The sequence below is a fragment of the Chitinophaga sp. genome, from assembly GCF_036566945.1.
Taxonomy (GTDB): domain Bacteria; phylum Bacteroidota; class Bacteroidia; order Chitinophagales; family Chitinophagaceae; genus Chitinophaga.
Genome location: NZ_DATCVJ010000900.1, coordinates 1 through 12057, shown reverse-complemented (window position 1 = coordinate 12057; position 12057 = coordinate 1). Strand labels below are relative to the sequence as shown.

The following is a 12057-nucleotide window of genomic DNA, read 5'->3' as shown; positions in this document are numbered from 1 at the left end:
TCTTATCGGCTTCGCGTTCTGCCACACTCTGGTTATGGATGGTTTTCGCAAATCCATGCATTTTTTGTACAAAGCCCGGTGGAACGACAGCCGGCCTGGCATTGGAATCGCTTGCCTGGCGGCCGGTGCTGTCAGGTGTTTGCGCGTGTAATAACCCACACCCATACACTAAAAGCAGCCATAAAAAGACACGGAGTCTTGCCATCATAAATTTTGGTTTTTAGGGTCAGCCGTCAAATCACCATCGATGCCAGGCCCGATATATATAGTAATATAATTTCTAAAACCAGAACAACAAAATATGCGCGGGTATTTATTTATGGGGCGGAGGGTGAACGGCCTTTGACACGCCGCAAAAGTAATTTCGTTATATTAGTATAGTAATTTGCTTATATGAAAAAATTAACCCTGACCATTCTCTCGTTGTTTACAGCTGCTGCTCCCCTTGCTGCACAAGACTCACTCGGCCTTGTACAAACTACGCACATCGCAAATATCCTGGATAATTTCAATGGGATCAGTTCCTATTTTCTGGCTACCAGTTTCCGTCCGGTGGGCAATACGGTCGGCAGTCCTTATTTATACGATGATTGGGGGCATCTCTGGCTCGACTCCATGGAAAACAAACCGGTGAAACGCTCCGTGGTGTATGAAGCCAATGTGGATCTGGAGAAAAACGCCCTCATTATCCGCGCCGGCGACGGAAAAGCATATACCCCGGAAAGTAAGGATGTACAAGCATTTCACCTGGCTAAAAATGGTGAAACTTCGTATTTTGTAAATATAAAAACAGATGCCGGACCGCAATTTATGCAGCGGATGGCAACCGGGAAATACTCATTGGTGAAAGCGGCAAAAATTAAATTTGAACGCGCCAATTTCGTAGATAAAGGAGTCACGCAAACAGGCCACAACTACGACGAGTATAAAAAAGAATACACCTACTACCTACTCAGAGATGGTACCCTTACTAAAGTAAGTTTAAAACGAAAAAGTTTCTTAGCGGCGATAGAAAAAGATCCTGCAGCTGTTGCTGCCGCGAAAAAATTCTTCGACAGCAGCAACACTTCGTTCGATGAGCAGGCAGCCACTGATTTAGTCAATGCGATCAATCAGTGAGCTGCAGTATCCAATTGCTTAACACTTAGAAAGACACGGCGATACCACCGCTGAAGCCAAACTGCAATATGGTAGAATAAGTAGAAAGACCCGTACTAAGACCGCCGGTGCCGAAGTACACACCACCGCCGGCGCCCTGTACCGCGGACAATAATTGCGCCTGCAGTTTAAAGGCGAACCGTGATGAAACATTGATATTTGTGCCTCCCTTTACGCCCCAGGAAAATTTGGTAGCGTTGGAACTTCTTCCATTGTCCGGATTGTCAATATTTAAGATCCCAACACCTGCCATAATACCTGCATAGGGCGTTAGCGGAGAGTTGAGTTTGAAATACCGGTTACCGCTCAACAGGATGTAATTAACCGCCAGATCGAAATTGGTATTCTTGACACCGTTTTGGAAATAAGTGACGGGCCCTTTGGTGTCCTGGCGAAGATATTGCAGTTCTACACCGTACACGTCCCGAACCATGTATTCCAGGCCCACGCCCCATTGGAAGCCACCTTGAAGAACACCGTTATAGTAACTATTGGCATCATAATAGGAATCGAAGCTGTCGTCAAATACATAACCCGCCAGGGCATTGATCCTGAATTTGTGGGGAGTCGTCTGTTGTTGCGCAGAGGCGATTTGCATGCTGATTGTGAGCATGGTCACCAGAAATAATAGCTTCATGATGTATGTTTTTAAATTATAGTTCCCATCCGAAAGTGAACGCAAGTACATAGTCAATATCCTTACCGCTTACCGCCGGCTGATTATCATAGTTAAGCGTACCACCGAACTTCAAATAAAAATTGAGGGGCAGGTCATATTTCGTGTCAAGAGAAAAATCCGCACGCCACCGGCCGGCTTCCGTAAGACTGGGATAAGCATATCCCGTTGTTAGCAGGCTGAAATCTTTTACGTCGAACAGGTTTACCTCGTAGCCAAAATAGGCTTCAAGGCTGCTCCTGGACGTCGTTTCATTGGTGAATACTTCCCTGTTGTACGCCACACCGGCGCCAGCACCAACATATGTTTTATTGGTATGAACAAAGTATTTTCCCATACCTAGTTTTCCTGTGGTACGAAGGTCCAGTGCCTGTTCTGTATTCGACAGAAAGTTGAGGGAGGCGGCCGCAAACCAGTCGTGTTGCATAAAGTACTTGAAGGTAGGCCCCCATTCCGTGCGCCTGGTTGCGTCGATGCTGTCCTGCTTGGACCGGAGGTCGTTGTAGAACATCGTAGCTTCCCATTTATCCGCCAAATACCCCACGTTGCTTCTCACAGTAAATTGCCGCAGATTATTGGCTTTTGTCAGGCTCAGTCCCATATCTATACTGGCGCTGGCCCTGCTCCAGAAGCTTGATTTCAGGCCCTTGAGGTAAACGATATCGCTGACCGTGGTAACCACCGGGCTATCCTGTACGGGTGTTATGATCACCTTCCTGGTCACACTGTCTGTTTGCATACTGCCGTTTAAGCGAAGACCATTTTTTAGCGTAATTAAAAAATGGCTTTTTGAATAGATCGCTTTGATTTTAGTCCACTCGATCGTAAAATCATCTTTTGAATAGTCGGTTTCAATGGTGACCACACCCTTGTCCAGCAATTTGAGTTCACCGACAATGACATTCCCGTTATTCATGATCAGGGAATCCGTCTTTTGTGCCGATACTCCTTTTGGGATCGACAATAAGGCAAACAGAAAGAATGCGCAAAAAGCTGCTGTAAAGTTGTTAAAATGAGTGCGATGTAAAGGGCTTTGCATGATCCTCCTTTTTGATATCCGTAAATACCCATCCCCACGCATCAGCCTCCGCAAAGCGGCTGCGCCTGAAAAGACGGCTTCGTTTTGATGATGTTCAATGTAAATGCCCAGGAGAATGATACCACTGCTGTGGTTTGCTACGTTATGTATTTCCTGATAACATCTGTCACCCTGGATTTGTTGACATAAAAAACGTCCCGGTCGTTTTTTTTATATACAGGCAGATGGATTTCATCCTGTTAGGCGGTTGCAGCCTAACTTTCAAGGGAAAAATAAGTGAGCGCTCCCGCCTTTCACCTATGGAGGATTCCGCTAAAATGGTATATTAGTGATATGTTAAAGATATAAGTATGAATAATATAGCAAGGATCAGGATAGACTGTCAGGATAGAAGTGCTGTTGCGTGGAAGATGATAGCAGGATAGTACAACAGAAAATGAAAAGCCGGCAGCTTATAAGGCTGCCAGCTCCTCCGGTCATATAGGGTATAACGGAAATAGTCTCTTAAGCGAATCTTATTTCATCGTAAATGTTTCATCAAACGAGGTACGATGCGTAGCGCCCGGCTGATTCATCCAATATTTAACTTTTAACGTCCGGGTCACCGGGTCAAATTTATTTATTCCTGACGGGTCCAGTTCACCGGACCGTCCATTAGACGAAGGCTGCCCGTATTTGTTGACCATGCTGATAACGTTGTAATTATTATCGAGATTAAAGACCACCCCGAACTCTCCATAATACGAATCGCTTCCGTTACTGAGTATTTTATGATATACATCTTTGGAATAATCATTATCCACCAGCTCCAGCTGCGTGGCGCTCAACGCTCTGAGAGTGGCATTCCATGGATACGGGCCTGTAAGACCGCTGTTGGTATAGTCCGTCATGACGCCGGTGCATACATAGCCAGCGGCAGCCAGGTTAACGGAGATACTTTGTGTAGCATAAAATGTATCAATCCCATCGGGCGGCACATAGGCTGTTTTTAGCTGCACCGTTGCGGCGGTACTTTTCATATCGGTCAGCGTATCTGAGAAAGCGTTCATATCCGCCAGTATCCTCCTTATCGTTGCACCATCGCTACCGATGTAGGATACCTCGGTATATTTGCAGGTGGAATCTACGGAAGAAAGGGCTGCTATTATTCCGGCACGGCTATTCGCAAAAGCGGTTCTTCTCACCAGCAGGTTGCCTTCATACAGGCTTCCCAGGCAAGATCCACTGATAATAGCGCTTTTGGGGGTAGACCTATTGCCGCTCTTATCATAAGCGACGATCTCAAAAGTGTAATCTCCCTCATTAAGACCACCCACGATGACCTTCTGAATGGTGTGTGCATTGTCGGGTGTCACATCAAGATGTTTATCATGATTGCTCCAGAAGATGGTATACTTTGCAATATTGGGATCTTTCGATTGCGTAAACTGAATTTCCACTCTTCCCCTTCCCGGATGGACTTCCAGGTCATAAGGAGTGCCTGTATAAAAGATTTCACCGCTTTTCAGATAGGGCTCATATTCATGATCCATTTTTGTACAGGAAAAAAGGGTGCCTGTACAAATCATTAATCCAATAAGTTTATTTCTCATGCCAATGATTTTAAATGATAGTTGCTTTACTATTTATAATCTCCCATAAATTTTATGGACGCCATTTCCAATCCGGTACCACCGTTATAGGTTTGAAGTACTACCAACCGGAAATAACGGATGGGGATAGCTGGCAAGGGAAATGTAAATTCAGCCCCATTGTTGACTACCTCATAGTCGGCGCTGTTTAGCTGCCCGTAAGGAAGTGCGGATGGTTTCACCAGCTCGTAGGTACCGCCCAGCTGCGTCCAGGTATCATCCAGGGCGCCGTTGGGGTTAGGATTCATACTACCATATACCTTAAAGAAACGTAGCGTACCATTCCTGAATTCTGCCCCTCCATTTTGACGCATCCAGTACCTGAACCTGCTCAATACTACTGTTTGCCCCAGATCTACGGTTACACGCGCGGGAACAGAATCAGTGCTGCCGGTAACCCCATAGAGTGCCCCATCGCCGGACTTGTAGGGATTGGTCAACGGCACATTCAAACTTGAACCACAACAACCCTGCATATCTCCGGAAAGCACCACTGCTTTCATTTTGCTTCGGTCCAGTTCCACTTCATTCATCGACGTGATGTTGGCCCATACCGTGTCGGAGGTATTTCCCCATCTGTCTCTTACATAAGCACCAAATTTCCTTTCGCGGGCATCGAATCCACGGACAGAAAAATTCCCGGAAGAATCCTTCGTGTAGTTGGTGTATACATACTCCGACTTACCGATGGTATCTACCAGGGCAACAATAGCAATGTCACTTTCGCTTGGATTTTTAAACTGTATATTCACACCTCCAAAATCTGCGAGAATGGAGAGCGTGGATTTGGTAGTCAGGTAAGGCGGCGTGAGTGGATTGACCGTTACGGCTACCGGATCTGATTTCACTTCACTTCTGCTCACTGAAAATAAATTCACCTTGTATTCTTTTGCCTTTTCAAATCCTGCTACCTTAATAGTATCGGTATAGTAAGATGCTTTAGATTGCTGGCTGCTACTGCTGTTGATCATATAGTCGGCCTGCACATACAGGATTTCGGGGTCGGCGGGTATATCATATACAATATAAGCGCCGCCCTGAAAATTGATTACGCGTACATTCGATACTGCCGGCGGTTTTTTATCGCTTTTATAGATCGGTTCCAGGTTAGTGCCTGTTTGTTTTTGACAGGCGTACAGCATAGCAAATATTAAAATGGCGACGGTGGATATTTTTATGCAAAATATTTTTTTCATGTGCTTATTTTTTAGTCTTCAGTATCAAAAACTATTTTACCATAAAGGGTTTTGAACGAGATTAGGATTGACGTACAGATTATTTTCCTTGATAGGTGCAAGAAAATCCCTGTAGGTATTATGTGGTTTATAAATGGTTCTTACCCTATAGAAAGTATTAGGATTGTTTTGAGAAACATCCCATCCGGTAATGGGTCTGTTCATTAAGTCGAGGCGCTTCCAGCGGCGCATGTTCCAATAGTTTTCTCCTTCGAAGATGAATTCTATCATGGTTTCCTGCTGAATAATACTTCTCAGTCCTTCTTTGGTGGCTGGTTTCGCCGCATTCCTGGAATACTTGGTCCATGACTCCACCACCCCACTCAGCCCGGCGCGTTTACGCACTTCATCGATGTACTGATATGCTTTAGCGGAGGGGCCTTCTGATTCATTCAGCGCCTCTGCGTACATCAGGTATAGTGCGCTTAAACGGATGGCTGGCCATGCATAAGCGTCTGCCGTGTAAGACCCGCCATCACCGGAGGTTTTCCAGCTTACCAGTTTTTTAGGCCAGTATCCGGTGAACGAATACCTGGAAAGAGAATTAGCGGAAGATGATCCCCACATGGTATTAATGTAAAGCAGGTTATCTTCACTGGGACGTTGTTTCATGAAATAAGAAGCACCGTCAAATGCCAGGTCTGCGTAGAAGCGGTATTCCCTGTCCATATTAAAGCTGGAAGTGGTATAGTTAGGCTTTAAGATGCTCCGCATAGAGGCGGGAATTGTTTTTAAAGCGGTGTACCTGTTAGCATAGTCCCAGTTGATATCTTCTTCAATGGGCACGCCATTTTTTGTATAAAATATTTCGCAGGCGTTCATGTTAGCTGCCCACAGGGCATAGGTATAGGAATACACATCATTACGTGGTGCGCATTCACGTTGCAGTTCTGATGTGGTGCCATTTGTAAAAGTCCATATGGCTTCCTGATTCCATTCTTCCGTAATAGCACATCTTATATCCATACATTTTTTGGTCGTATCGCTGATCGCATTCAGGTCAAATGGTTTGGTGAAGTAATACAGCTGAAAGCCGGCTTCCTGTGCTGAGGTAATGGCATCGCTGCATGCGGCGGCGGCATTTGACCACTTGGAATTTTCGGCGCCGGAACTGGTTAGCGCTTGTCCGTCTTTATTCTTTAAGCTGGCATAATCTGCGTTACCATTAAAAAGCGGACTGGCGCCCAGCACCAGTGCATATGCTTTTATGGCCAATGCAATGGGCCGGGTGATGCGTCCCAGCTCTTCGCGTTGATTGGCAATCACGAGTGGCAAGTCCTTTCCTGATTCATCTATCAGCTGGGCGATATAGGAGATGGCCACGTCTACCGGTTCTCGTTTTACTTTAACAGCATCCACATCTGCAGAAACGGGCAGGTTGGTTTTGATAATGGGGATAGGCCCGTACATTCTTACCAGGAGATAGTGATAGTATGCTTTGAGTACCTTTACTTCCGCGATCCATCTTTTTCTTTCTACGTCCTGTATATCGGGTACTTTATCGATATTCTCCAGGAAAATATTGCAGGTACGGATGGCAGTAAACATGGCAACTCCTCCGTTTGTTCCGTCCCAGTAGTTGTTGATAGGATCTACCAGGTTCTGATAATCGTAGCCCAGCTCCATGATGGAAGTGGGTACACCGGGAGCTTGTGAACCCGGGTATGGCGTTGCTATTTCCCGGGAGCCCAGGAAGGTATAATTCTGTGTTACGCTGGCCAGTGGTGGCAGATAGGAGTAACAGGTAAACAGGTATTTTTTGGCGGTGGCTCTTAATTGAAATGCCTGATCCAACGTGGCTACGTTGTCCGGCACAATATCCAGGAACTTGCTACATGAACAGCTGCATGTAACCATGAATGTAAGTATTACTATTTTTAAAATTTTCATAGTTGCTTCTTTCAGTAATGAATAATGGTAGGATTCTTTTAATGCCGGAGCTTATTTAAAGGAAAGTGTAGCGCCAACATTGATCACCCGTTGAATCGGATAGCCAAGACCGTTACCTCCCATCTCCACATCCCATAGATTGAATTTGCTGAAGGTGAGCAGATTCACACCATTTACATAAAAACGGGCATTGGCCAGGCGAAGCCTGTTCATCAGGTTCGTGGATAAGGTGTAACCGATTTCCACTGATTTTATGCGCAGCAGTGCCCCATTCCGCATAAACCACGTGCTGGGCTGTGTGTTGTTTTCATTTACTTCCGTGCTGAGTCGCGGCCATAAAGCATAGATGTTCCTGTTATCTTCACTCCAATGGTTATCTGCCCATACTTTCAGGAGCTGGCGTTGTTCGTCGACAAAAGGAGACGTTGCTTTAGCGTCTATCCAAAATGATTCCCTGGCCAGGCCCTGGAAGAAAACAGAAAAATCGAAGTGAGCGTATCCGGTAGAAACGCCAAAGCCATATACAATTTCCGGTGTGGTGGGAAAACCAATAGGGCACTGATCCAATTCGGTGATCTTACCATCACCGTTTACATCTCTGTACTTAATATCCCCTCCACCATACTGGCCAAAATTTTGGGTAGGTGAATTTTTGGCATCCAGGTCATCTACAAATAACCGTTCTGCGATGTATCCCCATTGCTGGGACAGAGAGTGTCCGGTATGCAGTTTATTTTGTTCAGGATACTGGGGTTCTTCATATACCTGAAACGCACTGGTAGCGTAGGTAAAATTGGCCATCCCTTTCGCCCACCATTTTTTAGTAATCTGGTGAGAATAGTCCATGGCCACATCAATTCCTTTGGAGGATGCCTTGCCCACATTGGCTCTCAGATCGGCCGACAGTCCCATGGTAGTGGGTATGGAAGCGCGTGTCATCAGGATATTGGTGCGCTTTTCATTGTAGATATCCACATCGAAATTCAGGCGGTCGAAAAAGGTGGTTTCAAGACCGATGTTTGTTTTTCTGGCTTTCTCCCAGGTGATCTCATTATTTGCATATCGGGAAATATCGATACCGGAAAGACTATAATCTTTCAGGGTTCCGAACCGCATGCCGCGGGGGCCACTATTCATGTTTACATTTGACAAGTAAAAGAAACGATCGGCAGGGCTACCAATGGCATCATTTCCAACGAAGCCATAGGTGGCCCTGAACTTCAATTTGGTGACAATGTCTTTCAGCTTATCCCAATACTTTTCATTGGATATCGTATAGGCGATACCGGCAGATGGGAAGAAACCGAATCTTTGCGTTTTATAAAAACGTTCAGACCCGTTATATCCAAAATTAAATTCCGCCGCGTAGCGGCTGTCGTACATATAGGATGCCCTTCCCGACAAGCCCAGATTGCGGAAAGGCAATGAGCCCTGAAGGTCGCCGGCGTTGCCGGTTAGGCTGTTTTTGGCGATGCCGACCAATGTTCCGCTCACACTATGTTTCTTATCGAATTCCCGGCGGTAGTCGAGGGCCAGTTCTCCGTAGAAATCGGATGACAACTGTTTACTGCCTTCTGCGTAGTTCAGGTATTCTGTACCGGTGGGCGCGGCCGACTGACCATCTTCCTGGTTGAGGGCTTTCAGCGAATATGATTTAGCCACATAGTCATAGTTGTATGCTACATAAAAGAAGGGGTTATACTGTCTGGTAAGATCGAAATAGGCATTGCGTTGAATATTCAACAGTCCTCTTGCCGACAGCCCTTCTGTGATGTATGACAACTTTTGGTTCAACGCGATTTGTGCATTGATGGTGGAGCGGTTAAACTGTTTATATCCTTTTTGCAGATCTGCATATGGGTTATTATATCTGCCATCGGAAGCATTTCCAAACATAATATGTTTCACATATTTTGTTTCTTCTGTAGGATCATAGTAACCAGGAAACAGTACAGAATTAGATTGCATAATCTGGTCATAAATGTCTGTACCTCCTTTTACCGGTCCGTTGTAATCATCGAAACTTCCCGAAAGGCGGGCAATCATTTCCGTAGTGGGTGTCAGGTTGATATTGATATTACTTCTTATGGAGTAGGATTTTAATTTTGAGTTACTGTTAAAATTGCTGGTGGGGTCTACCTTCATGATGCCATTGTCTACATTAAGTGCGCCGGAAACATAGTACCGGGCTACTTTACCGCCACCATTTACAGACAGGTTATAGCGTTGGTTCATCGTTGATTTCCGCAATAGCATATCCTGCCAATCCGTTTGTGGGAAAATGGTGGGATCAGTTCCTTTTTTGGTGTTTTCTATTTTATCTTTTGAGTATAACAATCCGCCCAGGGGGTTACGGGTTAATACGGCTTCATTGGCCAGTTCCATATAGGTAATCGGATCTGCCAGTTCTACGTTGCGGGTAGATTGTGATAGGGAATTTTCAGCGCGGAATGAAATGATGGCTTTTCCTTCCTTCCCTTCTTTGGTAGTAATCAGGATCACGCCGTTGGCGCCTTTGGAACCATAGAGGGCCGTAGCGGTGGCATCTTTCATAATAGAAAAACTGGCGATATCATCTACCTGTAAGCGTGCCAGATCGGTCGTGGAGGTTTCTATATTATCGATCAGTATCAGCGGCGATTGTCTGTAACCGAAAGTCGTCACCCCGCGGATGAAGAAGTCGGCGTTGTCGAATCCGGGCTCACCGCTGCGTTGGTACGCAATGATACCGGCTAGTTTACCCGCCAATGCATTCGTGAGGTTGCTGACTGGTATCTTCAATTCAGCTGGTTTGATGGTGGTAACAGCACCCACCATTTCCTTTTTCTTTTGTTTTCCGTGGGCGACCACTACTACTTCATCTACCGTAGAAGCGGCAGGGTGTAATGCAATCCGCAGGGGGCCTGGGGTAGATGCGGCTATTTCCACGGGGTCATATCCTACATAAGAAATAACCAGTTTACCAGTGGTATTGGGGATTTTAAGTATAAAGATGCCGTTGGCATCCGTGGCGGTACCGATGGCGGTTCCTTTCAATTTTACGGTGGCGCCTTGCAGTGGATGACCATTTTCATCCAGTATCAGGCCCTTGATCTCAACGGGTACGGGGTCGTTGTCGGCGACTGTTACTTTTTTGGCGGTCAGAGGTGTGATGATAATAGTATTCCTGGAAATGGTGAAGCTCAATGCTGAATTTTTAAAGCAGATGGCCAACGCTTCTTCCAGGGATGCATTGTGGACATCAATATCTATTTTATCTGCCTTATCCAATAATTCAACTTCATAAAAAAACTTAAACCCTGCCTGCCGGTTAATCGCTTTAAGCACTTTGCTTAGTGGCGCATTCTTTTCAGAAAGCGTGATGCCCTGACTAAAGCCAGTAGCACTAACCTGCAAACAAACGGCCACTAGAAGAAGGCTCGTGAGTTTCATAATCAATAATGTTTGAGGTGTGGCTCTCCATTTTCTGTGGAAAGGAAAATGTACTTTTAAATTCATACTTTTGTTTTTTCCATCTGTGCCAAAGCATAGGTGGGATTGGGTGAAAGAATAAACATAACTGCATAGATTGTTTAGTTCCCGATGATCATCGGGAAAATTTGCCCAAATAAAGCGCCGTTCCGTCTCGCACACGGGACGGTTTTATTTGACCAGTTCTCTTATGTAAGTGGTGTTACTGTTTTACGATAATTTTTCGTTCTTCTATTGTGAATTTTATACCTGCCAGTTTCATGAAGTCCAGCACCGCGGATATGTCTTCGGTTCTGCTGACGATGCCGGTAAAATGTCTGTCACTGATTTTCCCGTCATATTCTACGGTTACATCATACCAGCGACTTATTTGTCGCATCACTTCCGGAAGGCTTGATTGGTTGAAATTAAAAGCGCCGTTTTTCCAGGCGATTATTTCCTCTATGTCCACCTGATTGATTACTTTATTATCACCGTCCATCATCAGGGCCTGTTGGCCAGGCCTTAGCAGCAGACTACTTTTACCTTCTGCTACCTTTACGGCGCCTTGCAGTAAAGTGACTTTCACGGCATCTTCATCTTTATATCCATTTACATTAAAGTGCGTGCCCAATACCTGTATTGCTATGTTGTTCACTTTTACACGAAATGGCATGGTCTCATTGGGGAATATTTCAAAATATGCTTCACCGGTTATTTCAACTGTTCTGCTATGGCCGGTGAAAACGGTGGGAAACTGAATGGAAGAAGCGGCATTCAGCACCACGTAGCTGCCGTCTGGCAATGTCACTTTATAGGTTCCACCTTTGGGAGTAGTGATGCTATTATATACGACAGCGGTGCTGGGTTTATTGGCTGATTTGTAAATGAGTTCTCCATTTTTCTGATTCATTACCACCGCATTACCCTGCGTTGCCAGCATACCGTTGGCAGTACTGTCCAGTTGCACCGTGGTGC

9 protein-coding genes are annotated in these 12057 nt (G+C 45.4%); 1 reads left to right on the top strand and 8 read right to left on the bottom strand.

Annotated elements, in window-relative coordinates; genetic code table 11:
- The coding region (locus VIP81_RS27125; RefSeq protein ID WP_331968771.1) for a hypothetical protein at positions 1 to 208 on the bottom strand (208 nt) is incomplete at its 3' end.
- A 185-nt stretch (positions 209 to 393) separates the two neighbouring features.
- Between VIP81_RS27125 and VIP81_RS27120 the strand changes: the two genes are divergently transcribed.
- Positions 394 to 1119: a hypothetical protein gene (locus VIP81_RS27120; protein ID WP_331968768.1), complete on the top strand. Its 726-nt coding sequence runs from the start codon at positions 394 to 396 to the stop codon at positions 1117 to 1119.
- A gap of 25 nt (positions 1120 to 1144) precedes the next feature.
- Here VIP81_RS27120 and VIP81_RS27115 read toward each other — a convergent pair whose 3' ends face one another.
- The 7 genes from VIP81_RS27115 to VIP81_RS27085 form a co-directional block, all read right to left on the bottom strand.
- On the bottom strand, positions 1145 to 1795 hold the full coding sequence (locus tag VIP81_RS27115) for an outer membrane protein (protein WP_331968765.1): 651 nt from the start codon (positions 1793 to 1795) through the stop codon (positions 1145 to 1147).
- A 16-nt stretch (positions 1796 to 1811) separates the two neighbouring features.
- On the bottom strand, positions 1812 to 2873 hold the full coding sequence (locus tag VIP81_RS27110) for a DUF481 domain-containing protein (RefSeq protein WP_331968762.1): 1062 nt from the start codon (positions 2871 to 2873) through the stop codon (positions 1812 to 1814).
- 515 nt (positions 2874 to 3388) lie between these two features.
- Positions 3389 to 4465 carry a DUF4998 domain-containing protein gene (locus VIP81_RS27105; RefSeq protein WP_331968759.1) on the bottom strand — a complete coding sequence of 359 codons (1077 nt, stop codon included), beginning with the start codon at positions 4463 to 4465 and terminating at the stop codon, positions 3389 to 3391.
- 29 nt (positions 4466 to 4494) lie between these two features.
- On the bottom strand, positions 4495 to 5700 hold the full coding sequence (locus VIP81_RS27100; RefSeq protein ID WP_331968756.1) for a DUF4959 domain-containing protein: 1206 nt from the start codon (positions 5698 to 5700) through the stop codon (positions 4495 to 4497).
- A 36-nt stretch (positions 5701 to 5736) separates the two neighbouring features.
- Positions 5737 to 7596, bottom strand: coding sequence for a RagB/SusD family nutrient uptake outer membrane protein (locus VIP81_RS27095; RefSeq protein WP_331968753.1), 1860 nt, complete (start codon positions 7594 to 7596; stop codon positions 5737 to 5739).
- An 84-nt stretch (positions 7597 to 7680) separates the two neighbouring features.
- Positions 7681 to 11127 carry a TonB-dependent receptor gene (locus VIP81_RS27090; RefSeq protein ID WP_331968750.1) on the bottom strand — a complete coding sequence of 1149 codons (3447 nt, stop codon included), beginning with the start codon at positions 11125 to 11127 and terminating at the stop codon, positions 7681 to 7683.
- A gap of 175 nt (positions 11128 to 11302) precedes the next feature.
- A partial coding sequence (locus VIP81_RS27085; RefSeq protein ID WP_331968747.1) for a FecR family protein occupies positions 11303 to 12057 on the bottom strand: 755 nt, incomplete at its 5' end.

What these genes read in the sequence shown, in the direction of transcription:
- VIP81_RS27095 (WP_331968753.1), bottom strand. Translation starts at nt 7,596, where the DNA reads ATGGTTACATGCAGCTGTTCATGTAGCAAGTTCCTGGATATTGTGCCG.
- VIP81_RS27115 (WP_331968765.1), bottom strand. Translation starts at nt 1,795, where the DNA reads ATGAAGCTATTATTTCTGGTGACCATGCTCACAATCAGCATGCAAATC.
- VIP81_RS27105 (WP_331968759.1), bottom strand. Translation starts at nt 4,465, where the DNA reads ATGAGAAATAAACTTATTGGATTAATGATTTGTACAGGCACCCTTTTT.
- VIP81_RS27120 (WP_331968768.1), top strand. Translation starts at nt 394, where the DNA reads ATGAAAAAATTAACCCTGACCATTCTCTCGTTGTTTACAGCTGCTGCT.
- VIP81_RS27110 (WP_331968762.1), bottom strand. Translation starts at nt 2,873, where the DNA reads ATGCAAAGCCCTTTACATCGCACTCATTTTAACAACTTTACAGCAGCT.
- VIP81_RS27090 (WP_331968750.1), bottom strand. Translation starts at nt 11,127, where the DNA reads ATGAATTTAAAAGTACATTTTCCTTTCCACAGAAAATGGAGAGCCACA.
- VIP81_RS27100 (WP_331968756.1), bottom strand. Translation starts at nt 5,700, where the DNA reads ATGAAAAAAATATTTTGCATAAAAATATCCACCGTCGCCATTTTAATA.